The following is a 24,885-nucleotide window of genomic DNA, read 5'->3' as shown; positions in this document are numbered from 1 at the left end:
GGATGAAGGACATTGTTATAGACAAAATAAGCGACCCCTAAACATAGGGCGCAAGCAATGAAGCATTTTGTTCCTTTTTTCATCTGGTGTCACTCCTTTGTAAGTTATCATAGGACTAGTTTAGCGTTTTACAGAGAAGAGCACCATCGAAAGAAGTGAAAAGCAACGAACAAAAATGTTAGATAAAAAAACACTGAGATCATTTGACCTCAGTGTTTCAAATTAATCGATTCCGATGAAGTAATCATCATCTTTCATTGCTTCAACAGTTCCCAATAGGTAGCCATTTCCGACTTGTGAGAAGAAATCATGGTTACTTGTACCTGTAGAAATACCGTTCATAACAATCGGGTTGACATCATTAGCAGTATCTGGGAATAGTGGGTCTTGCCCTAAGTTCATTAATGCTTTGTTTGCATTATAACGTAGGAATGTTTTCACTTCTTCCGCCCAACCGATTTCAGCATATAATTGGTCAGTATATTTTTCTTCGTTTTCATATAATTCAAAAAGTAATTCATACATCCAATCTTTTAATACTTGCTGTTCTTCTTCCGGTAATTGATTGAAACCTAATTGGAATTTATAACCGATGTATGTGCCGTGAACAGATTCATCACGAATAATCAGCTTAATAATTTCAGCAACGTTTGGTAGTTTGTTATTTCCTAAATAATAAAGAGGGGTGTAGAAACCAGAATAAAATAAGAATGTTTCCAAATAAACACTGGCAACTTTTTTCTCTAAAGCTGTACCGTTTTTATAAATTTCGTTAATTTTTTCTGCTTTCTTTTGTAAGAACTCATTGGTATTGGTCCATTCAAAAATTTCTTCGATTTCTTTTTTCGTGTTTAATGTACTGAAAATAGATGAATAACTTTTAGCATGCACCGATTCCATGAATTGAATATTATTTAAAACCGCTTCTTCATGTGTCGTGCGGACATCTTTTTTTAGTTGATCCATGCCGCTTTCAGATTGAATAGTATCTAATAACGTTAAACCACCGAAAACATGTCCAACCATTTCTTTTTCTTGTTCGGAAAGACTACGCCAATCATCTAAATCGTTAGATAGAGGAATACGGGTGTCTAACCAAAATTGCTCGGTTAATTTTTCCCAAGTGGATTTATCGATAACGTCTTCGATTTCGTTCCAGTTAATTGCTTTATAATACGTGTTTGCCATGACAAGGCCTCCTCTTCGAATTAGATTACGCAGCTTTCACATTGGTTGCTGCCGATTTCTTCTGCATCGTCAGTAAATGTACGGATATAATAAATCGATTTAATGCCTTTATGGAATGCGTAGTGACGTAAAATATTTAAATCACGTGTTGTTTGTTTGCTATTTTCTTTCCATTCGTATAAGCCTTCAGGAATTTCAGAACGCATAAATAATGTTAAGCTCATTCCTTGGTCGATATGCTTTTGTGCAGTAGCATAGATATCGATAACTTTACGCATATCCATGTCATACGCTGATTTGTAATAGCTAATCGTATCATTTGATAGATGTGCAGCTGGATAATAAATTTTACCAATTTTCTTTTCTTGACGTTCTTCAATCAAACGAGTAATTGGGTGTAAACTCGCACTAGTATCGTTAATATAAGAAATAGAACCATTTGGCGCAACAGCAAGACGATTTTGATGGTATAAACCATCTTTTTTAACAGCATCTGCTAAAGCTTGCCAGTCATCACCTGTTGGAATGGCAATTCCTTCAAATAAGGCAGCAACTTTTTCAGATTTTGGTTGATAGTCTTCTTGAATGTAGCTTTCAAAATAACGACCATTAGCATAATCTGATTTTTCAAAGTTATGGAAAACTTCGCCACGTTCTTTGGCAATAGCATGACTTTCCATTAGCGTCCAGTAATTTAATAGCATGAAATAAATATCGGTAAATTCAATTGACTCTGGTGAACCGTATTCCATTTGGTTTTTCGCAAAATAGGTGTGTAACCCCATGGCACCTAAACCAATCGTATGGTTTAAACGATTCCCATTTTGAATAGAAGGAACGACATCAATATCAGAAGCATCTGTCACGTATGTTAACGCACGTGTCATGGTACGAACAGATTTACCAAAATCAGGACTATCCATTAAGTTAACAATATTAGTTGAACCTAGGTTACAGCTAATATCTGTTCCTAATTCTTCATACTCTTGTTTTCCGTTTAAAACAGATGGTTCTTGCACTTGTAAGATTTCAGAACATAAATTACTCATAATGATTTTACCGTAAACTGGATTTGAGCGGTTTGCAGTATCGACATTAATGATGTAAGGGTAGCCTGATTCTTGTTGTAATTTAGAGATTTCATTTTCTAAATCACGGGCACGAATTTTGGTTTTACGGATACGTGGATTTGCCACTAAATTATCGTATTCTTCAGTGATATCAACGTATGAGAAAGGAACACCATATTCTTTTTCAACACTATATGGGCTAAATAAATACATATCTTCGTTTTTACGGGTTAATTCATAAAATTTATCTGGAACTAAAACACCTAGAGATAACGTTTTGACACGAATTTTTTCATCGGCATTTTCTTTTTTAGCAGATAAAAAACTAATGATATCTGGATGGAAAACATTTAAATAAACCACACCAGCACCTTGACGTTGACCTAATTGGTTAGAATAACTAAAACTATCTTCGAACAATTTCATTACAGGCATCACGCCACTTGCTGCACCTTCATAACCTTTAATTGGCGCACTTGCTTCACGTAAATTAGAAAGGGTAATTCCAACACCACCACCGATACGAGATAATTGTAGCGCAGAGTTAATACCACGACCAATTGAGTTCATATCATCAGTTAATTGGATTAAGAAACAAGACACTAATTCACCACGACGTTTTCTTCCAGCGTTTAAAAAAGAAGGCGTTGCTGGTTGGTAACGTTGATGAATCATTTCATCTGCTAACGAAAGTGCTAATTCTTCATTACCATCTGCAAAATACAGCGCATTAAAGGCAACGCGGTCTTCATAACTTTCTAAATATTCCGTACCATCATTTGTTTTTAACGCATATTGAGAATAGAACTTATACGCAGCCATAAAAGATTTAAAATGAAAGTTTTGTTCGTCTAAAAAGGCGTATAACTTCTCAATGAAATCAGGTGTGTACTGGCGGATAAACGCTTCTTCCAAATAATCATCAGCGATCAGGTACTCAATTTTTTCTGTGACTGAAGCAAATCTTTTCGTATTTGGTTCAACATTTTCTTTGAAAAAAGCTTCGAGAGCTTCTTGATCTTTGTGTAATGGAATCTGTCCGTTGACAGGACGGTTGATTTCATTATTTAGTTTGAAGTAAGTGACGTCTTTTAACGTTTTTAAACTCATTCGTATACACAACCTTATCTCTAAATTTTTTAGTACTTCATAAAAAAATGGACTTGTTAGTCACAGGTGACGGACAAATCCAAGGCAAATCTCATTTTGGGGGAACAAAAATTAACTAGCTAATTGACGTAGTTGATCTGGACGGAAACCTACAACTGTTGTTGCATCCGATGTAATAATAGGTACACTTTGGAATCCTTTTTCTTTTAACCAATCTACAGCGCTAGGGTCGTTGTCGATGTTGATTTCTTCAAAACTAATATTGTTATCTGCTAAAAAACGTTTTGCCATTTTGCATTGCATGCAGTTGTTTTTTGAGAATAATTTGATGTTCATATATAATTCCTCCTCGTTTCAGTTCACTCGAATAATGTATATAAATAGTATAATGAACTGAGATAGAAGTCAAATGAAAAAAATACTATATATTGTGTTTGTGAATTTTAAAAACACTATTGATTGTGGTTTTTTAAAAGACTTTTTAAAAAAAGATACGATGAATAGTGGGGTTTGAAGAGGAACATGCTTTATATATTGTAGCCGAAAATTGTCAAAAAGTAAAAAGAAAATCGGTAAAGTTTTTAAATTCACAAGTCAGATGAAAAAAGAAAGATTGAAAAATAATCAATCTTTCTTTTTGTTTTAATTATTCCCAAATATCCGCAGCAATTTCTTGTAACAAATTGATTTTTGCCCATTGTTCTTCTTCTGATAATTTGTTGCCTTCTTCAGTGGAAGCAAATCCACATTGAGGACTAATTGATAAATTTTCTAAAGGAACAAACTGTGTTGCTTCTTGAATGCGCGCTTTAATTTCTTCTGGATTTTCTAGCTCTGGGAATTTAGATGTGACTAAACCTAAGACAATTTTACTGTTGGTCTCTGACCAGTAACGCAATGGTTCAAAATCGCCTGCACGATCAGAATCATATTCTAAGAAATAGCCATCATATTTCGTTGCAAATAATTCTTTGGCAATGGGTTCATAACCACCAGAAAATAGCCAAGACGACGCATGATTTCCACGACAAATATGCGTGGTGATAACAAAATCTTCAGGTTTATTTTCTAACGCATGATTAATAATTTTTGTACAAATTTGTGCGATTTCAGTAGGATCAATGCTTTTTGCGACAAGTGTGTCACGTTTCGTAGCGTCTGCTAAGAATGCCCAGTTTGTATCATCAAATTGCAGGTAACGACAACCCTTGTCGTAAAAAGCTTGAATTGCGTCTTGATAGGTTTGCCCTAAATCATGATAAAACGTATCGAGCGTTGGATAAATTTCTGAAATGTTAGATGAACCATTATTAGCAAGTAATTCTTGTCGTAAAATCATCGTTGGACTAGGAATGGTTGCTTTAGCGATAGTGCCATCATTGCCAACGACTTTATTTAAGAAAGCAAAATCTTCTAAGAAGGGATGATTTTTATTGAAGGAAATCTTATCTGTTACACGAATATTGTACGCAGGGGCACTTTTTCCTTTGAATTGTTGATTATAACCTGTTTCTGGAACATACCCTTCAATGCCGTTTAGATTTTCTAAAAAGTCAATATGCCAAAACCCACGACGAAATTCACCATCTGTGATACCTTTGATACCGACTTTTTTCTGTGCTGCAACCAAACGAATAATTTCTTCGTCTTCAATAGTACGTAACTCAGCTTTTGATAAACGACCTTCTGCAACGTTTACGCGTGCTTCTTTGATGCGGTTTGGTCGTAAAAAACTCCCAACATGATCAACAGTAAATGGAATTGTTTTGCTCATTTTGTTCCCTCATTTCTTAAATTATTAGAAAAATTCTAGTGTCAGAAAAGAAAAAAGCCCTTTTACTAGTTCAACTAGTAAAAGGGCGTATGCACGCGGTACCACCTTTATTAGGAAATTATTCCTCTCTCAACCCGACAAAAAATCGGAGGTCCTGTTAACGAAGGACAAGTCGTTTTTGATTACTTATCACCAAAAATTCCTCAAAGGCCATTTTCAACTTGTACTAATTGACTCTTTTCACCAACCAGAGTTTCTCTAAAATTATGCGAAGTTTACTTTCCTTATCACTGGAGAATTTATTCTATTGTCTGTATTCTACATGAGGAAAATCTAATTGTCAAACGTGTTATTTAAAATATAATTGTAAAAAAAAATGAGCTGAAATGGTTGATATAACGATGTTTTTCTAATTTAATTATTAAAAAATAGTGGTTTTGATTAAAAAAATGTTGTAATTTTCAGTATATTCTAATAAAATTAACATTAAGTTAAAAATAGATTAGGGGGATAATTTATGAAAAAGCAAAAGATATTGGGAACATTATTAGTTAGTACCTTTTTATTAGGGGCATGTACGACAGGTGGAACATCTCAAACGGATGAAACGGCAAAATCAGGTGAAACAGAACAAGTATTTAATTTAGCTGTATTGCAAGAAATGCCGACTGCAGATTTGTCTATTGCCACAGATACAATTAGTTTTACAGCCTTGAACAACGTGTATGAAGGATTGTATCGCTTAGATAATGAAAATAAACCACAACCAGCAGCAGCTGCTGAATTAGCAGAAGTAAGTGAAGATGGTTTAACGTATAAATTAAAATTAAGAGAAGATGCAAAATGGTCGAATGGGGATGCTGTAACAGCTGCGGATTTTGTCTATGGTTGGCAACGTACTGTTGATCCAAAAACAGGGTCTCAATATGCGTATCTTTATGAAGTAGTCGAAAATGCGACAGACATTATTAATGGTAAAAAGCCTGCGACAGATTTAGGTATCAAAGCAGTAGGTGAGTACGAAGTAGAAATCAAATTAGCTGTAGCGACACCTTATTTTGATTATCTATTAGCCTTCCCATCATTCTTCCCACAACATGAAGCGACCGTCACTGAGTTTGGTGAAGAATACGCGAAGAAGAGTGATACTGCTGTTTACAATGGTCCATTTACTTTGGGTGAATTTGATGGTCCAGGGATAGATACAGAATGGTCTTACGAAAAAAATCCAGAATATTGGGATGCAGAAAATGTTAAATTGGAAACAATTAATGTTTCTGTTGTAAAAGAGTCATCAACGGGTCTGAATTTATTCCAAGATGGACAATTAGATGATGTCATTTTAACAGGTGAATTAGCACAACAAAACACGAATAGTCCAGAATTTGTGACATTAAAAGAATCTCGTACAAGCTACATTGAAATGAACCAAAGAGAAGAAGATTCACCATTTAACAACGAAAACTTACGTAAAGCTTTGTCATACGCGATTGATCGTGAAGCGTTAGTCAAACAAGTATTAGGCGATGGTTCAGAAGCATCGACGGGATTAATTCCACAAAATATGTCATTTAATCCAGATACAGGTAAAGATTTCGTGGAAGAAACAACAAATAATACGGAATATGATGTAGAGAAAGCCAAAGAATATTGGGAAAAAGCAAAACAAGAATTAGGCATTGATTCATTAAGCTTTGAACTATTATCTGATGATACCGATTCTGTGAAAAAAGCAGCGGAATATGTACAAGGTGTTTGGAATGAGACATTAGAAGGTGTGGATGCTTCAATGACGAATGTACCATTTAGTGTTCGTTTAGATCGTTCGAATGCTGGTGACTTTGATGTGGTCTTTGGCGGTTGGGGTGCTGACTATGCGGACCCAAGTAGTTTCACAGACTTATTTGTGACAGGTAATGCGTACAACCGTGGTCGTTGGAGTAATGAAGCTTACGATAAAGCAGTGAAAGATGCCGCAACAACTTATGCGACAAAACCAGCTGAACGTTGGCAAGCATTATTGGATGCAGAAAATATCTTGATTGAAGATATGGGAACTATTCCAGTTTATCAACGTGCAGAAGCACATTTACGCGCTGAAAAAGTGAAAAATATTGTTTCTCACGGTGCTGGTGCTTCACATGATTACAAATGGGCTTATATTGAAGAATAAAAAATAAATCGCTCACCAAAGCTAGTTTATCTAGTTTTGGGGGCGATTTTTTTGTGGAACAAGTGCCAGATTACGAGACCAACCAATAGCACCAGATAGTAAAAATAAACTAATGATTGTTCCTTCACGTACGAAGAGTGGGAGATAAAAAAGATAAGAAAGCAGTAAGGATAAACTCACACAAATGACATCAATGCTATAACGATAAAACGCAAAACTTGCTTTTGTTCGTTCAGAAATGAGTAGACAAAAACTTTCGATGGGGAATTTCAATAGTTCTAAGCGCAGCACTTGTCCGGTACCAATACCACCGATGATGGTTCCTAAAACAAAAAAGAATAAACGCCAACCGTAAGAAATTAAGGTAATATCTGAAAATAAATAATACAGCATAAAGTTGATGACTTCACCAAAACTAATCAAAGAAACCAACATAAGTAGATACTGTTTTTTATCTTTTTTGGTGTCCATTAACCAACAAATACATAGAAAACCGATATTAATGATGGAGGTAATCGTACCAATTTTTAAAGACAACGTATCGGCTAAAGCTGTGTTTAAGGAATTAAAACTACTGACCCCAATCATGGCTTTAATGGTCATGCTAATTCCTAAGGCACTTATAAAATAAAAAATTAATGATTGTGAAATAGTTTTAATCGTCATTGACTCACTCCTTTGTTGTGTTGCAGTTATTATATGCTAAACTGAAGAAGAACTATATGAGATATCTCATGTTTAGGAGAAGAAAGATGAAAAAAATTCCGTTTACTCAAACAACGAATCAATTACCAGCCTATTTTCCAGAGACCATTCAACCACATGCATTTATTTTTCAATTTGCGCCTAATGAACTGATTCAAAAAGAAGCAGAAGATGTTCAGTATTTATTTTATTTGTTGAAAGGGAAAGCCAAAATTTTAAAAAGTCAGGAAAATGGTCGCCAAATGATTGTTCAATTTTTGGAAGCAGGAGATTTTATTGGCGAATTGACGTTAATTCAAGCAGAAAAGCATACCAAAAATGTGATGGCAAGAAACAACGTATGCTGTTTAGCAATTCCGATTCGCAAAGCACAACAATTATTAATGAATGATACAACATTTTTACAAGAGATGAGTCGGTATATTGGGGTGAAATTGTTAATGCGTGTGGAACATTTTACCGAAAATCAACTTTACCCATTAACTGTTCGGTTAATTGATTTATTACTAACGATTTCCATAGAAGAACGTTATGAGGAAAAGCAAACAGAAATCGCAGAATATCTGGGTGTTAGCTATCGTCATTTGTTGTATACGATGCAACAATTACGCGAATTGGGCTATATCGAGAAGAAAAAAGGCTACTATCTGATTCATCGAGACGCATTAATCCGCTATCGTGCAACCTTGATTCAGTAAAATGAAAGAAATGATGAAAAATCATTGCATTTTAAAATAAGCAGGTGTAAGATAGTAAAGTACTAAATGAACGATGGTTACTTGATAAAAAGAACCACTTGTTTTTTTTTAGGGGGTATAGCTCAGTTGGTAGAGCAAATGACTCTTAATCATTGGGTCTAGGGTTCGAATCCCTATGCCCCCATGGGTGCCAAACCCACGAAGCCGGAGAATTGTTGGTGCGAAAGCATTTCGAAAACGATTCTCGCGGCTTCTTTTTTTGTTATCGAAGAAGGTCGTACATACATAAATCGACGATACCCTGATTGTTTAATCCTCGTTGCTTAAGCGTTCCTTCATACAAAAAGCCAGCTTTTACTAAGACTTTTTTCGATTGAAGATTATTGTCATCGCAGGTTGCTTCGAGTCTAATGGTATCTGTTGCTGTGAATAAATAATTACTTACTGCTTGCAAAGCTTCTAAAGTATAGCCATTTCCCCACCAATTTTCTCCAATAACATAGCCAATTTCTAAGGTTTTGATTTCCGGGAAAGTATTCACCACTGTGATAGTGCCAATTAACTCTTTTGTTGCCTGTATTTCAATGCTCCAGTCATAATAATCGGCTTTTTGATAAAGTGTTTCGCGTTTTTGCAGGCTTGCAATGACGGTGTCTAACTGACGATGAGGATGCCAACGAAGATATTTAGTTACGTTTTCGTTGGCTGCCCAATGATGAAACATTTGCTCGCTATCTTGCACAGTAAGTTTTCTAAGCAATAAACGTGTTGTGAGGATTTCTTTTGTGCCCAATTCACTCACTCCTTTTTTCTAATCAATCCAGTCTTGATACTTATCTGCAAATTGTTGTAACTTGGTTAGCCATTGACCAACATGAAACCCATCGCAAACTGCGTGGTTCACTTGTATAGCTAACGGCATGAAGACTTTATTATCTGCATGTATAAACTTTCCGATAGTAAAAATCGGTAGCAAATACTCTCCTTCATCATAAATATTCAAATGAAACGAAGTAAAGTCGATCCAAGGAACACTTGAAATATTAAAGGTATTCAGAGGTTCGTGTGGTTTAGGCGAGAGGGTGTTTAAATTGGCATACGTAGCAATATCTTGGGTATAAGCAGTATAAAAGTCCGGAAAAGAAGTCGTATATTCCGTCCAAATACTTGAGAAAGTTTGATTTTGATTCAAGATTGTGTAGCTAGGAATCATCGTATCCCAGTAACCTAATTCTTGACTGTCATTTTTAGACATTCGGAATTCTTTTTGCTGATTCACTATAGTAGTAATCATGTAAATCAACGCAGGGTAAATTTTTTGTTTTCTCTTTTTTAATTCTTGTTTTAGCTTGGTAATGTCAATGTTTTCCGTCAAACTATATGTGCAACGATGATTTCGATAGTGCAAATAATACTCTTTGCGTTGCCAAGTCTCGATGTCGATGTGTGTAAAAGTCATGTTGTTCACGCCTTTTCTTTTTCTTCTTATTCTAAAGGAGATTTGTTGATTCGCAAGTGACTAAATACGTCTGTTTTATTTTTTATCCAGAAAAAAAGTGTCATCGCTCAACGATGGCACTTTTTGTGTTACTGGTAAATGATTTTTTTATTGCATGAATAGAAAGATGGTATTTTTCTGCTGAGTGCTTCATTGAATAACCTTTTTGGAACTCGCGGATAATAGAGGCATTTCGCTGGCGTAATTCTTCCTTGTAACCAGAAAGTTCTCCCCAAGCTTTACGTCGTTCTTTAGTAGTGGGCACATAAAGGTAACCACCTTGGACATATTTTTGTCATTCTTTGACTAATTCTTTTGGCAAAATGGCATGAGCATTCTGATATTTCATACATATTCACTCCTTGTATTTTTCTACAAGTGGCAAAGTTAGTATGAGGCGACGTTATTCCATACAATTGTCGCTACGATTTCCTAACTTTGCATGGAGTGGGGTGTTAGACTTTATTTCCGAGTTCAAAGTAATCCCGCCTTTTCTAGTTTATTGCTATTATCATAACAAAAAAAGAAGGAAGTGTCGGATAGCAAAGATTCTTGATATCAGTATAGTGGTTGTCGTTTTCTTTTGAATTTACAGATGTAAATTATATTGGTACAATAAAAGAAGAGATGAATAAAGAAAGGTGAGTGCGATGAAAAAAAGAGTATTTGTAACGATAGGTTTGGGGGCATTATTTATTTTAGGTGCTTGCTCATCAACAACTACGCAGGATACTAGTCATGAAACGCATGTGACAAGTTCAGAAGTAGCTACGACGACAGAAAGCAGCGAAACTAGTGTTAGTAGTGACGAAATGATGCATGAGCATCACGAATCAGGTGAAATTCCGGCTGGGATGAAAGATGCTGAAAATCCAAAATATCCAGTTGGAACGCAGGTGACATTGACTGCTACACATATGCCTGGCATGGAAAATGGCCAAGCGACAGTAGTCGGGGCGTATGATACCACTATTTATGCAGTGAGTTATACCCCAACAGATGGTGGTGCAGAGGTGAAAAATCACAAATGGGTTGTTCAAGAAGAACTCCAAGATCCTAATCAAGAAGTTGCAGCAGGGGATACCGTGGTTTTAGAAGCTGACCATATGACTGGCATGAAAGGCGCAACAGCAACTGTTGATGAAGCGATTCAAGGAACCGTGTATGTTGTCGATTATGAACCTGCAGATGGTGGTGAAATGGTCATGAATCATATGTGGGTCACAGAAGATGAAATGACTGCAACCGAATAAGTTTCTAGTTGGACCAAAAAGCGCTAAATAAACAATCCGAAGCAAAAGAATGCGAAACACTGCAAGTTCTTCTGATTCGGATTGTTTTTATTGCTATCACCACTTCGTTTTTTGTAGTAACATGAAAATAAAGAAACCAAAAAGGAAGCAAAAGATGAAGATAGGAATTATTGGTACAGGTTCGATTGCGACAATTGTAACGAATACATTGAAAAAATTAACTGATATCCATGTCGTAGGTATCTATTCACGAACCAAAGAAAATGCCCAGCGATTTGCGCAGAAATATGCGATTGCTTTTTATACGGATTCATTGGAAGAATTATGTCAACGAGCAGAAATTGATGTGATTTATGTAGCAACGCCCCATATTTTTCACAAAGAACATGTGCGTATAGCACTCACAAATCGCAAGCATGTTCTTTGTGAGAAACCATTGACGATTAATGAACAAGATGCTTGTGACTTATTTGAATTGGCAAAAGAAAAGAAGGTGTTTCTTGGAGAAGCTTTTTGGACGCGCTTTAATCCAGTTTTCCAAACCTTAAAAGACATTCAAGAGCAACAAGTAATTGGTGAATTTAAATCGTTACTTGCAAATATTGGGGGCTATGGCTTGAACTCGTCACGTTTAACTGAAAAAGCACTAGCGGGCGGTGCATTATTGGATATTGGTGTGTATAATTTGAACTTGATGTTTGAACTTCTTGGTAGTGATTTTTCTGAAATGACCATGGTTTAGAATCAAGGGCCTACGGGAGTGGATTATCAGCATACATTGTGCTTTGCTTATGGAAATCAAGCCACTGCGACATTACATGCAACTATTCAAGCCAAAACACGTAATGGCGCAATTATTAGTGGCAGTAAAGGGTATCTGGTGATTTATCACGTGTCAGAGTTTAATCGAATCGATGTTTATACAAATGACCAAGAAAAAATTCAAACGATTCAAAAAGATCCAGCAATGACCGGGTATGAATTTGAATTTTTACAATTGGCAGCTTGCTTGCGTCAAGGGAAAACGTCTTTTGATGAAGTACCACCAACTTTTACGCAACAAGTGTTACATGTGACGGATCGCATTCGTCAACAGTGGCAATTAGTTTATCCAGGAGAAAATTAAAGTGAGCTGGCCAATTCTTGGAAAAAATCGGAAAACACGCTATTTTTTCGCCAAACAAAATAAAAATCATGGGACTGTTGCAAATCAGTAATTGGTATTTTTTGCAACAATCCTTTATTTAATTCTTCTTGAACTGCAATTTCATATAAAGCGGTAATCCCTAAATTGTTTGCTACCAATTGTTTGATAGTTGCAATATTGCCGATTTCAATGACTTTGGCAAAATCGTTGATTAATAAATTTTGTCGTTCTAAATTTTTTTCAAAAATATCTCGTGTTCCTGAGCCTGTTTCTCGAATAATGAGTGGTTCATAAAGTAAATCTTCTAATAAGTGTGGTTGTTTTTCAAAGGGATAGTTTTTTCCAGCGACACACACAAAGGATTCTCTGGAATAGGGGACAAAACTATAGTCATTTTTAGGAAAATAACCTTCAATAAAGACAAAATCTAACACGCCTGTATCTAATTGATGGAGAAGTTGTTCAGTGTTATTAACAATCATGGTAATCTGCATATCGGGATGTTGGGTTAAAAAATTGCCGAGTTTATTTGGGAGAATAAATTCACCAATTGTTAATGTAGCACCTAGCTTTAAATGATACTGCCCCGTTTTTTCTTGTGCCAATTTTTCGCGTAAAAATGTTTCGTCATGCTTCATTGTCGAAACAGTCTCCAAAAAGAGTTTTCCTTCACTGGTTAACAGTAATTTTTTTCCTTCATAATGAAAAAATTTGGTCTGATAGTGTATTTCTAAATGTTTGATATGCTGAGAGACAGCGGGTTGTGTAATACAGAGTTCCTCTGCAGCTTTTGTAAAATTCAAATGTTTGCAAACGGCTAAAAAAGTATCGATACGAAAATCTAACATGTTTTTCCTCCTAATGATAATGATTTGTTATCATTATATAATAATTTATAATTTTTCGTTATAGTTTGAATATGATAGGATAAATGCAAATCAAATGAAAGGAAGGCAAACATGATAGCTATTAAAAAAAATTATCCAGGAATATTATTGGCTTTTGTGATTGGGGGAATCGCAACTATTTTAGGTAGAATTTTTCCACTAATTGGAGGCCCCGTTTTTGGTATTTTGTTAGGGATGGTCATTGCATTCGTGCCTAGAAAACCAGTGTTCCATTCAGGGATTGCGTTTACGTCCAAAAAAATCTTACAATACGCCATTATTTTATTGGGTTTTGGCATGAATTTATTCCAAATCGTTGCGGTGGGAAGTCAATCACTGATGATTATCGTATCGACAATTGCGACAGCCTTATTGGTTTCGTTTTTTGTCAGCAAAGCTTTAAACATTCCCTCTGATGTGTCAACACTAGTTGGTGTAGGTTCATCGATTTGTGGCGGTTCTGCGATTGCAGCTACAGCACCCGTAATTGATGCAAAGGATGAAGATATTGCTACATCTATCTCAGTAATTTTTTTATTCAATATTTTGGCGGCACTGTTGTTTCCGACATTCGGTAGTCTACTAGGATTGAGCGACATTGGTTTTGGTATGTGGGCGGGAACAGCGATTAACGATACATCTTCTGTGGTGGCAGCTGGACAATCTTGGGCCACTAGTCATGGCAATGATGTTGCGTTGCAATATGCAACCATTGTAAAATTAACCCGTACGTTGGCGATTATCCCGATTACATTAGCAATTGCTATTTATCGTTCTAAACAAAGCAATACCACAACGGTGCGTGTTAGAGAGACTTTTCCGTGGTTTATCTTATGGTTTTTAGCTGCAGCGATTTTCAGCACATTTGTTCCTTTGAATGACTCAGTCGTTCATGGTTTCACGTCATTGGGGAAATTTTTTATTACAATGGCCATGACAGCGATTGGGTTGAATACCAATTTGTTGAAGTTAATTAAATCTGGTGGAAAACCGATTGTATTAGGTTTTAGTTGTTGGGTAAGTATTATGATTGTGAGTTTAGTTATGCAAAAAATCATTGGGATATGGTAAAAAAAGAGGTTAGACGTGCGTCTAACCTCTTTTGTATGCTTCTTGTATGAATTTTTCGGCTGTTCTAGCATCTTTTGTTTCTAAGCAATCAATCGCTTGCGCTTGAATGATGTGTTTTAATTCTGTAATAAACACGTCTGGTTCTTCAAAGTAGGACAAACGTAAACTTAAATAGGGATGTCCACCATAACTTTCGACGAATGCTGAATAGGAACGATCATTTGGCGTAAACTCTTGTGCAGATAAAATGTAGATAGCATCTCCAGAATGAATAGGTGAATGTTCATCTGGCACATGTTCGGGTGTGGCGCGTAACACGGCATGCACCTGATTCCATGGGACGATAATTTCGCCATGACGAATTTTTTCATTGTCAATTTCGATAAAGGGTTGAATCGTTTGTAAGGTTTCGACTTTTTTACGCATGTTGTCCGGTAAGATTTTTAAGAAGACGACTAATCCTCCTAAGGCCATAAGGGCAAGCACCATAGCGAATAGTTGCAAGTCGAGAAAAAACAAGACGATTGCTAAGACTAACAAGATGGATTCTGAAAAAATCCCAATCAGTTGAATGCGTTTAATGGCAGCTTCGTTTGTTTGATCGAGCTGACGTTTGGCATGAAATGTTGACATCGTTTTCTCCTCCTTTCTTCTACTGTAACAAAAAAGAAAACCGGCGTCACGAGTTCTGATTACAAAAAAAAACCGCAGAAAGGAGTTCTTTCTACGGTAGTTGTTATTTAATAAGAAATAGAAGAATTTAATGGGTACAAGGATAAATCAATGAAATTTTTCTCAATATCTAACGCATCTTTTAAAGAAACTGGAACTAATTTGTTATATTGAATACACAAACAATTACCAAATTTTTCTTCTAAGAATAAATTAACGGCAGCAGCACCAGCTTTACTAGCTAATACGCGATCGTAAGGGGTAGGAGAACCACCACGAGGTACATGACCAAGCTCCACTTCACGGATATGCAAGACGCCTTCTTCTTTTAACTTCGTTGTTAATTCTGAAGCAGACATGACTCCTTCGGCTAAGACAATTAAACAGTGTTTCTTTTTACGTTCGACACTTTGTTTGATTTTACTTGCGACATGGGCAAGATCCAATTCTTGTTCAGGAATTAAAATCGATTCAGCACCGCCAGCAACGCCTGACCATAATGCTAAGTCACCAGAACGTAATCCTTTCACTTCAATGACAAATGTACGAACGTGAGAATTGGCTGTATCACGAATTTTATCGAGCGCGCTAACAACAGTGTTAACTGCTGTATCAAAACCAACCGTAAATTCTGTACCAGGGATATCGTTATCGATGGTAGCAGGAATCCCGATTGTAGGAAAACCTAAATTAGATAATGCAAGTGCTCCATGATGAGAACCACGTCCACCAATGACGATTAACCCATCAATGTTAGCTTCTTTTAAATTTTCAATCGCTTTTAATTGGATTTCTTTTTCAGCAAATTCAGGATAACGTGAAGAATAAAGAATTGTACCACCCATTGAAATAGAGGAGTTTACTTTTTCTGTGTCCAATGATGTAAAGTTTTTACATACTAAACCTAAAAAGCCGTAGTTCACACCCACAACCTCAATATCATGATGTGCAGCCTTATTTAATACTGCTCGAATTGTTGCGTTCATTCCTGGTGCATCGCCACCACTTGTTAAAATAGCAAGCCTTTTCATTTTTCCACCCCATTAAATTTAATTCGTACCTTTTATTATAGAATACGTGATAGGGCACTACAAAGCAATTAAATTTAAAAAATACTTGAAAAAAATCCAATGATAGCAACGAAGAAAACGATTACTATTTATAGCTGGATGAGTTAAAACAAGACAAAACTATCCAAACAAAATAGACGAAAAACACACACTATTTTGTTTGGATAGAACTGATATGAATGTTATTCTACGTAACTAGCTCGAGGGCCACCAACATATTTGGGGCGAGAGCGTAGGGCAGTCACGTGAGCAGCACCTAATTCTTTTTTTGTTGGACGAACAGGTACTTGCACATGTTTAACATGCATTCCAATCGCTGTATCACCAATATCTAGCCCCGCTTGAGCAACAATGCTTTCTACTTCTACTGGATCATCGAAAAATTTAAAAGCAGCGACTGAACAAGCACCACCAGCGTGAAGACTTGGTAAGACTGCAACAATCTCCCAATCTTTCTTTTCAGCTAAGCGACGTTCAACGACTAACGCACGGTTTAAATGTTCACAACCTTGGACTGCTAAAAAGATGCCTTTTGCATCTAAAATCTGTTTTAATGTAGCAATAATCCACTCGCCGACTTCTTGACTTGGATTTTTACCAATGACACCACCAGTCACTTCACTCGTACTACATCCTAAGACAAAAGTGTCACCAGCTTTTAAATTAGCTTGTGCTAAGACTTCTTCAGTGGTTTGTGTTAAATCTTGAACAAACGTTTCTTTTTCCATTATTTAGGTCCTTCTTTCATTAAGGGGAAATTGATTTTTCGCAATGCTGAAATGAGCATTAAAGTAAGTCCACTACCAAAAACATTTTGCATGATGTTACCAATAATTGAGGCAACGCCTGCTGGCCACGTATATAAAAAGGCCGTTGCTAATGCGTAACCGACGACCATAAAGAGACTCGCCAGAATTAATCCACTGATGTTTTTGTATTTCCAGTTTTTTTGGAAAAAGTAACCAGCAATCCCACCTTGAATGCCATGAATCAGTACAGAGAAAATAATCCATTGCGGATACCCTGACAATAAATCAATGAGTCCACCACTTAACGCACCCACCCAAAAACCACCAATGGGACCAAATAAAAAGGCAGCCGTGTAGATGCCCACTTCGCAGAGGGTAACAAACCCATTTGTTGCGGGGACTGGAAAAATAAATAGTAAGGATAAAGTCACAGTTAAGGCAGTAATCATTGCCAGTTGTACGAGATTTTTTTGTAAAGTCATTTAAGTATCATTCCTTTCAATATTTCCGTGCCAGACATTACCGGCATCGTAGACAGGAAGACCATGCTCGATGGCTTCATAGACAAAATGTTGACTTTTTTCAATGCTTTCTATGAGTGATAGACCGTGGGCAAGATAGGCACAAATCGCAGCAGAGAAGCAACAACCAGCCCCATGAATGGTTGGTTTATATGAAACAGGTCCGATAAAATAATGTGTAATTTTGTTATCTGTATAATAATCTACAGCGCGATCGTTCACTATTTTGTTGCCACCTTTTAAAATGACAGGAGTTTGCAATTCACTAACCAATTGTTGCGTTCTGTACTTCATATCAGAGCGGTTAGCGATTGGCGGGCCTGCCACTAAACGTTCCATTTCTTTTAAGTTAGGAGTAACTAAATCAACAAGTCGTGCCAATTCTTTGATTTTTTTGAGGTAGTCTTGTTGTAATTGTTGCTCCGTTTCCTTAAAGGCTAAAACTGGATCTAAGATAATTGGAAACTTCCCTTGGTTTCGTTGGCAAAAATCGATGACCAAGTCGACGATTTCAATACTTGCTAGTAAGCCGATTTTGACACCATCCAATTGAAACGATGCTTCAATCGTTTGTAATTGTTCTTGAATGAGTGATGGAGGAAGCGGGCGAATGACAAAGTTGTCATTTTCAGCTACCGCAAGACAAGTAAGAACGGTTAATCCAAATGTCTGTAAATTTTCAAACGTTTTTAAATCTGTTTGAATGCCGCCACCGCCCCAAGTGTCGGAACCACCAATTGTGAGGGTTATTTTTGTCATTTGTTCACATCCCTTTTGCTTATTATAAAAGGTGTCATGCGAAAAGAAAACAACCAATTGGCTAGTTTTTAACCCATCCAATTTATTGGATTTTATCTAAAGTTCATCAATTTTTTGTTAAGTTTTAGCGAAAAAGAGGAGTTGGTTTTGAATTACGTCTTTATTATCGTTACAATAATGAACAAGTAGATTTATTTTTAAAGGAGAATAATACAATGACATTCAAAAAAATCATTACCAATACTGTTTTATGTACGACAGTTTTTCAAGCAGGATTACTTGCAACTAGTGTGAGCGTTGCTGCTGATACGACAGAACAAACACAAAAAGTCAAAGATGAAGGTTGGGATGTTCCTAGCGTTGCTTTAGGAAATGGATTAACCGAACAAGAAAAAACGCAAACTCTTGAAAAATTGAAAGTAAAAGAAAAAGAAGCCTATAATACCTTTGTCGTGAATGGCGATGATTTAGTGAAATATGTGACCGACATTGATTCATTTACCTCAGAATCAAAAGCTTATTCAAGCGCATATATGGTACGAACGAAAGAAGGGGCAGGCGTAAATGTGACAATTGAAACGCCTGAAAATATTACCTCTCGGACAGAAGCCAACTATCGAAACGCAGCGATTACAAGTGGGGTTTATGATGCAGACATTCGTATTGCTTCTGTGCGTGTGATGGATGGTAGCGGGGCTTTAGCTGGTATTTATAAAATTTATGATGAAGTAGATCCAGCGGCAGATGAGCAAGAAGCTCAAGAACGAGCACAAAACCGTGAAGTAGCACAAGAAGAGAGTGCGGTAGTCTCTGAAATTACGAAAGAAAATCAAGAAAATGCGAATTTCTCTGATGATAATTTAGCAGTAGCGTTAGCTGAAATTAAGTTGGAATTACAAAAAATCAAAGATGAATTGGCAAAAATGAACGAAGAACAAGGACGAGAAAAAGTGCAACAAATTGTAATTGAGCAGTTAAATATTCAAGGGTTAGGCGATGTATTGTCTTCAGAACAAGTCACGTCTTTATCAAATACGATGTATAATTTTTCGCAAGCACCTGTTATTAACAATGAACAAATTACCGAACAATTAACGACATTAAAAGATGACTTAATGACCAACGGGAAAGACTTCATCAACAATGCGAAAGAAAAATTAAACAGTGAAGAAACAAAAGGCTTTTTTGCAAATCTTTGGACAACGATTAAATCGTTCTTCGAAGGTTGGTTTAACTAAATCGCCATGGGGCTGTGACATAAGGAAAACAAGTCAAAAATATCCGAACACAAGCGCATGGATGCCATCCAATCTAGGTAGAATTGCGACGAGGACCAATCTTCTATTGTTCGGATATTTTACTGTTAAACGACTTATATCATCGCCCTTTTTTTGTTTTTCAGTTTATAATTATTATGGAGGTTAGTTATGACGAAATTATATTTTGTACGCCATGGATTAACGGCTAACAATGCGAAACATGCGTTTAATGGCAGTTATTCGGACCATGGTTTGTTACCAGAAGGACAGCAACAAGCAAGTGAATTGGGGAAATTTTTGCAAGAGACACATTTTGAAAAAACGTATGTCAGTCCACAAAAACGCGCGATTGAAACGGCACAATTTATTTTAAAAGAAAATCAATTATCTTCAAAAGAGCTAGTGACAGATACACGTTTAAAGGAAATTAATTTTGGACAATGGGACGGTGTATCGATTGATTCGAAAGAAGGACATCCACAACTGCACAATTTGCGCCATTATCCAGAACAATATGATCCTAGTGAGTTTGCGGGAGAATCATACCCTAAGCTAATTCAACGAGGGATATCTTTTATTCAACAATTAGATTATACGGCAAATACCAATTATCTCATTGTCAGTCATGGAGTGACCTTAACGACATTATTGCAAGTGTTAAAAGGAAAAGAACTAGCAAAGATTCGTGAAGATGGTTTGTTAGCAAATACTAGCTTGAGTGTGTTAGAAACAACCGATGGCCAGCAGTTTCAAGAAAAACTGTGGAATTACATTACTTATTGAGTAACAAAAAACTATCCGATGGTATGCTCGGATAGTTTTTTTCGTTAATTTCGATGAATCCGGGCGTATTTACTTCGTCGATTCAAAAAGTCGAAGTGTGGAATAAAGGTAATAGCACCGAATCACCCGATAAAGCATGGAGTCCAATTTTTGATATGAATGTGCCGGATAGTGCAGGAAATGTTCAATTTACTATCACTGCATCAAGCTTATCACAAGCAGTGAGTCAAGATTTAATCACCAATTACCGTACACAGAACTTTCAACGCGTTCGTTTTACGTATATCCCCGATGTGAACATTCAATTAGATAAACTACAAAGCAATCCGAATGATCCAGCAAGTAAAGTGCTTCAAGGCACTACCAATCCGTACAGTATGGTGGTATTTTCAGGAGAAGGCATACCCGAACCAACGTTGACTTCACCAAATGAAACGAGTACACAAAAATACCATGTCCAAACGAATGCGCAAGGTAATTACACGTATCCTTTCACACAGAGCTTAACACCGGAAAAAACGATTACTGCTAAAGCCTATTTGAATGGAAGTCGAACCTTCAAATTTAAGAAAAAATACACTATACAGTGGGACGATTACATGGACACTGATTGATGGTTTGTAATATGTTGTTAAATATTAAGAAATGCTTGGCACAGTGGGTTATAAATTGTTTTTTATTAAATGAGGTGATAAAGTTTCTACTTTAATTCACAAGGAATGAAGGGAGAATCATAAGGAAGTTTTTAGATAGCAATGCCAGAAGAAAAGTTGAAATTTTGATTATATTGAACAAAGAAAACGGGGTGACATTCGATGTGTTGGGGCAACGTTTGAACGTGACGCGTCCGACCATTATTCGCGATTTGGAAGAAATTAAAGCAAAATTTTCACTCCATCAAATTTTAATCCATTATCTAAATGAAAGCTTACAATATCAAGCAATGGTTGATATTTTTCATTCAGAATCGATTCAATTACGTGAATTTTCTGAGTCACATTTTGTTTCCTACAACACGTTGTATAAAAAATTATATAGATTAAATGAAGTATTAGCACAATTTGATTTAAAATTTGAGACGAACAAGAAAGCCTCCGTTTCTGGCAATGAATTACAATTACGTTTTTTTACTCAGAGTTTTTTTGGTACGCTTATAGCGGCACGACATGGCCATTTGCAAATGTTCGACAAAAAGCAATCCAGTATCTAATCAAACCAATTGAATATATTCGTGGCAGAAAATTAAGTTTGGTGGAAAAGGAAAAGCTTTCGTATGACTTGGCTATTATTATTACTCGAATGAAACAAGGACATTTTGTGTCATCAGCCATTTTGAAGCATGAAATTCTAAAAGATAGTTGGCATTTCAATTATTTAGCAAAGTTTCTACAACCAGCCTTTTCTTTATTTTTTCGCCAAATGACCAAGCAACAAGTTCAAGCAGAAATTGCTTATGCTTATATTTTTCTGTTTGCACAATAATATCATTTGACAGACAACAAAAATATTAGTGACATGCTTTTTTATTGCCAGACACACGAGTTACACGCTGCCAAAGTAACGAATCAATGGTTCCGTTCGTTTTATCAAGTATTTTCGGTGACCATCTCCGCACAAAATTATGGTTTACTTTATGCCAACTTAGTTCATAAGCATAGTAAAGCACTAACCTTTCGTGGTGCAGGTGTCTTAAGCGACATTGATATTAGTGCCTCGATTTTTATTCCTCCTGAAATAGAACGACGAATTGAATATATCGTGGAACAATTGACGAAAGAAAATAAAATTTTGCGTAAAAATCAAGCGTTTCTTTTAGACAATTATCGTTTTTTGATTAGTCAGTACATTGAACAAGAACGAAAACCTATTTCAATTTGTGTGTTATCTGTATTTGGGAAAGAGTGCTTAGAACTGATTAAACGGTGGGCGTTTCAAGAGCTTGATATGGATGTGACAGTGACGGGAACGATTACGCCACAAACGGATTTAGTGATTATGGATCGTGAGTATGAACATGTTGCATTTGATAAAGAAAAGATTCTTTATTGGGAAAACATTTCGAGTAAAAAATCGATTTTTCGCGTGCAGTATTTTATTAATGAACATTTTGGTTATGGAGAAAAATAAAAAAGGTTATTGACATTTTCTCATAAGACAGTCTATACTATCGTCATAATCTAATTTAATTCTCATAATTTAAAACGTTGACGAGAAGAGTAACTTAAGGATTCAGGTAAGAGAACCCGGTTTGGTGTGAAAGGGGACTGAAGAGCGAAGTGAAGATGAGCTCTGAGTTTGTAATTAGTTCACGCTATTTACGCGGTCGCGACCGTTATATCGCCGGATTTCAACAGGAATCGTCGAGGTATCATTTGTGAGAATGGTATAAACTAGGGTGGTAACACGAATCTATTCGTCCCTTTGCAAAAAGCAGTTGTTTTTTTGCAAAGGGACGTTTTTTTATTTTATTAGGAGGGAAATGTATGACTGAAAAAAAATTAGCAACAAATTTAGTACAATTAGGTAATCGCACAGATTTACAAAATGGTTCCATTAGTGCGCCCATCTTTTTATCGACAACGTATGCACATCCAGGACTAGGGCAAAGCACAGGTTATGATTATATTCGCACAAAAAATCCGACACGTGATGTGTTAGAAGAAGGACTGGCAAAATTAGAAGCCGGAGCCCAAGCAGTTGTGACGAGTTCAGGAATGAGTGCGATTCAATTAGTGTTTAATTATTTTTCAGTGGGAAGTAAATTTTTAGTTTCGAGAGATTTATATGGTGGTAGTTTCCGTTATTTTGATGATATTGAAGCAAAAGGAATCGCGACCTTTGATTACTTTACAGACTTAGCAGATTTTAAAGCAAAAATTAGCAATGAAATTGATGGTATTTTTTTAGAAACGCCTACAAATCCATTGATGAATGAAGTTTCGATTCGTGAAGTAGCAACAGTCTCAAAAGCAAACGAGGCGCTTTTAATTGTAGACAATACCTTTTTAACACCGTTACGTCAACGCCCACTAGAAGAAGGCGCAGATATTGTTATTCACTCAGGAACAAAATATTTATCCGGACACAATGACATTTTAGCCGGTGTCGTTGTTGCGAAAGATCCAGTGTTGGGTGAGAAGCTAGCATGGTTAGCGAACACAACAGGACCAACATTGAGTGCTTTTGATAGCTGGTTATTTGTTCGTAGTTTGAAAACACTGGAAGTCCGTTTTAATCAACAAGAAAAAAATGCACAGGAAATTGTGGAAGTATTAAAAAAACATCCCGCAATTAAAGATGTATTATACGTAGGCATTGGTGCGATGATTAGTATTCGTATCGCTGATGAACATAAAATTGGTGATTTTTTACAAGCATTAACTGTCTTTTCTTTTGCAGAAAGCTTAGGTGGCGTTGAGAGCTTAATTACGTATCCAACAACACAAACCCATGCTGATATTCCCCAAGAATTACGAGAATCATATGGGTTAACGCCAGATTTATTACGTATTTCAGTAGGAATTGAACATGTTTCTGATTTGATAGCGGACTTAGAGAATGCCTTGTCTGTTTTTTAGAGCTGAGTTAAAAAAGGTTGTGACGTAAGTCAAAACAAGTCAAAAAAATCCGAACAAGATTGAGTGGATGTCATCCAATCTAGGTAGGATTTCGATGAGGACCAATCTTCTATTGTTCGGATATTTTTACTGTTAAAGGTCTGATGTCACAGGCCTTTTTTTCTATGAGTGCACGTTCTTGACCATAATGAAATCCGTTTGTTCATCATCCCCCATAAAAAAGGAATGTTGTCCTTGTCGCACAAAGCCCATTGTTTGATAAAATGCGCGCGCTGGCTGATTGTGTTCCCAAACACCTAGCCAAATCGTTTCTTTTCCTTTTTTTACTGCTAAGTTACATGCTTGATCGATTAAATAGCGACCAAGACCTTGACGTTTGTGTGTGGAACGAATGTAGATGCGTTCGATTTCTAAGGCATTAACGGCAATTGCTTCTGTTTGCGCTTTGTCAGTATTAACTTTCAAGTAACCAGCAAGTTCATCATCTTTATATAAGAAGAAAAAAGTCGAATGCGGTGTTTGTAATTCAGTTGTCAGTTTCTCATCCGTATAGGCATTATCCAGATAAGCGTTCATATTTTCAGGTGAGTTTTGTTTAGCAAAAGTATCGTTAAAGGTTTCAAAACTAATTTCTTGTAGTGTTTTTAAATCATTTACGGTGCATTTCTCTAGTCGAAGGGACATGTTTTTCTCCTTTCTGAACGTTTCTTTTTATCATACGTGTAATTTTTTTTGGATGCAATACCTTTTTTTCATTACCTTTCTATAAGAAAAAAGTTACAAGATAGAAGATTTTCATTCATAATTTGTTCATATTTCTTGGTTATGATAAATGCATACCAATAAAACAACCCTAACATTTTTTCATTTTTACTCCTATGTCTGCCAATCCCCGTTGGCAGACATCTTTTTTTACTTTA

27 protein-coding genes, 1 tRNA gene, 1 pseudogene and 1 other annotated feature are annotated in these 24,885 nt (G+C 36.2%); of the genes and pseudogenes, 14 read left to right on the top strand and 15 right to left on the bottom strand.

Annotated elements, in window-relative coordinates:
- Window positions 1–222 precede the first annotated feature (222 nt).
- From nrdF to PYW32_RS10140, 4 genes are all read right to left on the bottom strand, one after another.
- Window positions 223–1,188: a class 1b ribonucleoside-diphosphate reductase subunit beta gene (gene nrdF, locus PYW32_RS10155; RefSeq protein ID WP_016174406.1), complete on the bottom strand. Its 966-nt coding sequence runs from the start codon at window positions 1,186–1,188 to the stop codon at window positions 223–225.
- 20 nt (window positions 1,189–1,208) lie between these two features.
- Window positions 1,209–3,368, bottom strand: a complete 2,160-nt coding sequence (gene nrdE, locus PYW32_RS10150) for a class 1b ribonucleoside-diphosphate reductase subunit alpha (RefSeq protein WP_016174407.1) — start codon at window positions 3,366–3,368, stop codon at window positions 1,209–1,211.
- Window positions 3,369–3,479: 111 nt separating this feature from the next.
- Window positions 3,480–3,704: a glutaredoxin-like protein NrdH gene (gene nrdH, locus PYW32_RS10145; RefSeq protein ID WP_016174408.1), complete on the bottom strand. Its 225-nt coding sequence runs from the start codon at window positions 3,702–3,704 to the stop codon at window positions 3,480–3,482.
- Between the two features lie 310 nt (window positions 3,705–4,014).
- Complete coding sequence (locus tag PYW32_RS10140; protein ID WP_016174409.1) at window positions 4,015–5,142, bottom strand: 5-methyltetrahydropteroyltriglutamate--homocysteine S-methyltransferase; 1,128 nt, start codon at window positions 5,140–5,142, stop codon at window positions 4,015–4,017.
- Between the two features lie 78 nt (window positions 5,143–5,220).
- Window positions 5,221–5,442: a binding site (T-box leader), on the bottom strand.
- A gap of 217 nt (window positions 5,443–5,659) precedes the next feature.
- Here PYW32_RS10140 and PYW32_RS10135 point away from each other — a divergent pair.
- Complete coding sequence (locus PYW32_RS10135; protein ID WP_016174410.1) at window positions 5,660–7,315, top strand: peptide ABC transporter substrate-binding protein; 1,656 nt, start codon at window positions 5,660–5,662, stop codon at window positions 7,313–7,315.
- Between the two features lie 30 nt (window positions 7,316–7,345).
- Here PYW32_RS10135 and PYW32_RS10130 read toward each other — a convergent pair whose 3' ends face one another.
- Window positions 7,346–7,981 (bottom strand): DUF6198 family protein, encoded by a 636-nt coding sequence (locus PYW32_RS10130; RefSeq protein ID WP_016174411.1) that lies wholly within the window; start codon window positions 7,979–7,981, stop codon window positions 7,346–7,348.
- A gap of 86 nt (window positions 7,982–8,067) precedes the next feature.
- Between PYW32_RS10130 and yeiL the strand changes: the two genes are divergently transcribed.
- Together yeiL and PYW32_RS10120 are read left to right on the top strand one after the other, a co-directional pair.
- On the top strand, window positions 8,068–8,718 hold the full coding sequence (gene yeiL, locus PYW32_RS10125; RefSeq protein WP_016174412.1) for a transcriptional regulator YeiL: 651 nt from the start codon (window positions 8,068–8,070) through the stop codon (window positions 8,716–8,718).
- Between the two features lie 111 nt (window positions 8,719–8,829).
- A tRNA-Lys gene (locus PYW32_RS10120) sits at window positions 8,830–8,902 on the top strand.
- Between the two features lie 78 nt (window positions 8,903–8,980).
- On the opposite strand, the gene PYW32_RS10115 is transcribed toward PYW32_RS10120, so the two are convergent.
- From PYW32_RS10115 to PYW32_RS10105, 3 genes and pseudogenes are all read right to left on the bottom strand, one after another.
- A complete protein-coding gene (locus PYW32_RS10115; protein ID WP_245558514.1) occupies window positions 8,981–9,520 on the bottom strand; it encodes a GNAT family N-acetyltransferase in 540 nt (179 codons plus the stop codon).
- Window positions 9,521–9,529: 9 nt separating this feature from the next.
- Window positions 9,530–10,177, bottom strand: coding sequence for a type A chloramphenicol O-acetyltransferase (gene catA, locus PYW32_RS10110; RefSeq protein ID WP_016174414.1), 648 nt, complete (start codon window positions 10,175–10,177; stop codon window positions 9,530–9,532).
- Window positions 10,178–10,277: 100 nt separating this feature from the next.
- Window positions 10,278–10,499 (bottom strand): annotated as a pseudogene (locus PYW32_RS10105) (CD3324 family protein); the annotation flags it as partial.
- Between the two features lie 367 nt (window positions 10,500–10,866).
- Here PYW32_RS10105 and PYW32_RS10100 point away from each other — a divergent pair.
- Genes PYW32_RS10100 through PYW32_RS10090 form a run of 3 tightly spaced genes read left to right on the top strand, consistent with a single transcriptional unit; the run spans window position 10,867 to window position 12,595 of the window.
- A complete protein-coding gene (locus PYW32_RS10100; RefSeq protein WP_016174416.1) occupies window positions 10,867–11,469 on the top strand; it encodes a YdhK family protein in 603 nt (200 codons plus the stop codon).
- A 49-nt stretch (window positions 11,470–11,518) separates the two neighbouring features.
- Window positions 11,519–12,211 (top strand): Gfo/Idh/MocA family protein, encoded by a 693-nt coding sequence (locus PYW32_RS10095; RefSeq protein WP_338070860.1) that lies wholly within the window; start codon window positions 11,519–11,521, stop codon window positions 12,209–12,211.
- Between the two features lie 18 nt (window positions 12,212–12,229).
- The gene (locus PYW32_RS10090) at window positions 12,230–12,595 is read left to right on the top strand and encodes a hypothetical protein (protein WP_016174418.1); all 366 of its coding nucleotides are present in this window, start codon (window positions 12,230–12,232) and stop codon (window positions 12,593–12,595) included.
- Here PYW32_RS10090 and PYW32_RS10085 read toward each other — a convergent pair.
- Window positions 12,592–13,464, bottom strand: coding sequence for a LysR family transcriptional regulator (locus PYW32_RS10085; RefSeq protein WP_016174419.1), 873 nt, complete (start codon window positions 13,462–13,464; stop codon window positions 12,592–12,594). The genes PYW32_RS10090 and PYW32_RS10085 overlap by 4 nt on opposite strands.
- Window positions 13,465–13,575: 111 nt before the next feature.
- On the opposite strand from PYW32_RS10085, the gene PYW32_RS10080 reads away from it, so the two are divergent.
- Window positions 13,576–14,574 carry a YeiH family protein gene (locus PYW32_RS10080; protein WP_016174420.1) on the top strand — a complete coding sequence of 333 codons (999 nt, stop codon included), beginning with the start codon at window positions 13,576–13,578 and terminating at the stop codon, window positions 14,572–14,574.
- Window positions 14,575–14,595: 21 nt separating this feature from the next.
- Here PYW32_RS10080 and PYW32_RS10075 read toward each other — a convergent pair whose 3' ends face one another.
- The 5 genes from PYW32_RS10075 to PYW32_RS10055 form a co-directional block, all read right to left on the bottom strand.
- Entirely contained in the window at window positions 14,596–15,207 is a 612-nt protein-coding gene (locus PYW32_RS10075) for a hypothetical protein (RefSeq protein WP_016174421.1), read from the bottom strand.
- Window positions 15,208–15,314: 107 nt separating this feature from the next.
- Window positions 15,315–16,277 carry a 6-phosphofructokinase gene (pfkA, locus tag PYW32_RS10070; protein WP_016174422.1) on the bottom strand — a complete coding sequence of 321 codons (963 nt, stop codon included), beginning with the start codon at window positions 16,275–16,277 and terminating at the stop codon, window positions 15,315–15,317.
- A 221-nt stretch (window positions 16,278–16,498) separates the two neighbouring features.
- Complete coding sequence (locus PYW32_RS10065; RefSeq protein WP_016174423.1) at window positions 16,499–17,044, bottom strand: TIGR01440 family protein; 546 nt, start codon at window positions 17,042–17,044, stop codon at window positions 16,499–16,501.
- Window positions 17,044–17,547 (bottom strand): ECF transporter S component, encoded by a 504-nt coding sequence (locus PYW32_RS10060; protein WP_016174424.1) that lies wholly within the window; start codon window positions 17,545–17,547, stop codon window positions 17,044–17,046. The genes PYW32_RS10065 and PYW32_RS10060 overlap by 1 nt, the downstream gene beginning before the upstream one ends.
- Window positions 17,548–18,345 carry a hydroxymethylpyrimidine/phosphomethylpyrimidine kinase gene (locus PYW32_RS10055; protein WP_016174425.1) on the bottom strand — a complete coding sequence of 266 codons (798 nt, stop codon included), beginning with the start codon at window positions 18,343–18,345 and terminating at the stop codon, window positions 17,548–17,550.
- A 215-nt stretch (window positions 18,346–18,560) separates the two neighbouring features.
- On the opposite strand from PYW32_RS10055, the gene PYW32_RS10050 reads away from it, so the two are divergent.
- From PYW32_RS10050 to PYW32_RS10020, 7 genes are all read left to right on the top strand, one after another.
- Window positions 18,561–19,583, top strand: coding sequence for a DUF1002 domain-containing protein (locus tag PYW32_RS10050; RefSeq protein ID WP_016174426.1), 1,023 nt, complete (start codon window positions 18,561–18,563; stop codon window positions 19,581–19,583).
- Between the two features lie 189 nt (window positions 19,584–19,772).
- Entirely contained in the window at window positions 19,773–20,387 is a 615-nt protein-coding gene (locus tag PYW32_RS10045) for a histidine phosphatase family protein (protein ID WP_016174427.1), read from the top strand.
- A gap of 53 nt (window positions 20,388–20,440) precedes the next feature.
- Window positions 20,441–21,001 (top strand): hypothetical protein, encoded by a 561-nt coding sequence (locus PYW32_RS10040; protein WP_016174428.1) that lies wholly within the window; start codon window positions 20,441–20,443, stop codon window positions 20,999–21,001.
- Between the two features lie 164 nt (window positions 21,002–21,165).
- Entirely contained in the window at window positions 21,166–21,597 is a 432-nt protein-coding gene (locus PYW32_RS10035) for a helix-turn-helix domain-containing protein (RefSeq protein WP_016174429.1), read from the top strand.
- Between the two features lie 41 nt (window positions 21,598–21,638).
- Window positions 21,639–21,869, top strand: coding sequence for a hypothetical protein (locus PYW32_RS10030; RefSeq protein ID WP_154649296.1), 231 nt, complete (start codon window positions 21,639–21,641; stop codon window positions 21,867–21,869).
- A gap of 6 nt (window positions 21,870–21,875) precedes the next feature.
- Window positions 21,876–22,514 (top strand): hypothetical protein, encoded by a 639-nt coding sequence (locus PYW32_RS10025; RefSeq protein WP_248636464.1) that lies wholly within the window; start codon window positions 21,876–21,878, stop codon window positions 22,512–22,514.
- Between the two features lie 356 nt (window positions 22,515–22,870).
- Entirely contained in the window at window positions 22,871–23,965 is a 1,095-nt protein-coding gene (locus PYW32_RS10020; RefSeq protein WP_016174431.1) for an aminotransferase class I/II-fold pyridoxal phosphate-dependent enzyme, read from the top strand.
- Window positions 23,966–24,127: 162 nt separating this feature from the next.
- On the opposite strand, the gene paiA is transcribed toward PYW32_RS10020, so the two are convergent.
- Window positions 24,128–24,649: a spermidine/spermine N(1)-acetyltransferase gene (gene paiA / locus PYW32_RS10015; RefSeq protein ID WP_016174432.1), complete on the bottom strand. Its 522-nt coding sequence runs from the start codon at window positions 24,647–24,649 to the stop codon at window positions 24,128–24,130.
- Window positions 24,650–24,885: the final 236 nt, after the last annotated feature.

It is taken from the genome of Enterococcus saccharolyticus subsp. saccharolyticus, from assembly GCF_029023825.1.
Classification (GTDB): domain Bacteria; phylum Bacillota; class Bacilli; order Lactobacillales; family Enterococcaceae; genus Enterococcus_F; species Enterococcus_F saccharolyticus.
This window is presented reverse-complemented; position numbering and strand designations above follow the sequence as displayed.

Coding starts and splice junctions, on each gene's coding strand:
- nrdF (WP_016174406.1), bottom strand. CDS start 1,188: ATGGCAAACACGTATTATAAAGCAATTAACTGGAACGAAATCGAAGAC.
- nrdE (WP_016174407.1), bottom strand. CDS start 3,368: ATGAGTTTAAAAACGTTAAAAGACGTCACTTACTTCAAACTAAATAAT.
- nrdH (WP_016174408.1), bottom strand. CDS start 3,704: ATGAACATCAAATTATTCTCAAAAAACAACTGCATGCAATGCAAAATG.
- PYW32_RS10140 (WP_016174409.1), bottom strand. CDS start 5,142: ATGAGCAAAACAATTCCATTTACTGTTGATCATGTTGGGAGTTTTTTA.
- PYW32_RS10135 (WP_016174410.1), top strand. CDS start 5,660: ATGAAAAAGCAAAAGATATTGGGAACATTATTAGTTAGTACCTTTTTA.
- PYW32_RS10130 (WP_016174411.1), bottom strand. CDS start 7,981: ATGACGATTAAAACTATTTCACAATCATTAATTTTTTATTTTATAAGT.
- yeiL (WP_016174412.1), top strand. CDS start 8,068: ATGAAAAAAATTCCGTTTACTCAAACAACGAATCAATTACCAGCCTAT.
- catA (WP_016174414.1), bottom strand. CDS start 10,177: ATGACTTTTACACACATCGACATCGAGACTTGGCAACGCAAAGAGTAT.
- PYW32_RS10100 (WP_016174416.1), top strand. CDS start 10,867: ATGAAAAAAAGAGTATTTGTAACGATAGGTTTGGGGGCATTATTTATT.
- PYW32_RS10095 (WP_338070860.1), top strand. CDS start 11,519: ATGCGAAACACTGCAAGTTCTTCTGATTCGGATTGTTTTTATTGCTAT.
- PYW32_RS10085 (WP_016174419.1), bottom strand. CDS start 13,464: ATGTTAGATTTTCGTATCGATACTTTTTTAGCCGTTTGCAAACATTTG.
- PYW32_RS10080 (WP_016174420.1), top strand. CDS start 13,576: ATGATAGCTATTAAAAAAAATTATCCAGGAATATTATTGGCTTTTGTG.
- PYW32_RS10075 (WP_016174421.1), bottom strand. CDS start 15,207: ATGTCAACATTTCATGCCAAACGTCAGCTCGATCAAACAAACGAAGCT.
- pfkA (WP_016174422.1), bottom strand. CDS start 16,277: ATGAAAAGGCTTGCTATTTTAACAAGTGGTGGCGATGCACCAGGAATG.
- PYW32_RS10065 (WP_016174423.1), bottom strand. CDS start 17,044: ATGGAAAAAGAAACGTTTGTTCAAGATTTAACACAAACCACTGAAGAA.
- PYW32_RS10060 (WP_016174424.1), bottom strand. CDS start 17,547: ATGACTTTACAAAAAAATCTCGTACAACTGGCAATGATTACTGCCTTA.
- PYW32_RS10055 (WP_016174425.1), bottom strand. CDS start 18,345: ATGACAAAAATAACCCTCACAATTGGTGGTTCCGACACTTGGGGCGGT.
- PYW32_RS10050 (WP_016174426.1), top strand. CDS start 18,561: ATGACATTCAAAAAAATCATTACCAATACTGTTTTATGTACGACAGTT.
- PYW32_RS10045 (WP_016174427.1), top strand. CDS start 19,773: ATGACGAAATTATATTTTGTACGCCATGGATTAACGGCTAACAATGCG.
- PYW32_RS10040 (WP_016174428.1), top strand. CDS start 20,441: ATGAATCCGGGCGTATTTACTTCGTCGATTCAAAAAGTCGAAGTGTGG.
- PYW32_RS10020 (WP_016174431.1), top strand. CDS start 22,871: ATGACTGAAAAAAAATTAGCAACAAATTTAGTACAATTAGGTAATCGC.
- paiA (WP_016174432.1), bottom strand. CDS start 24,649: ATGTCCCTTCGACTAGAGAAATGCACCGTAAATGATTTAAAAACACTA.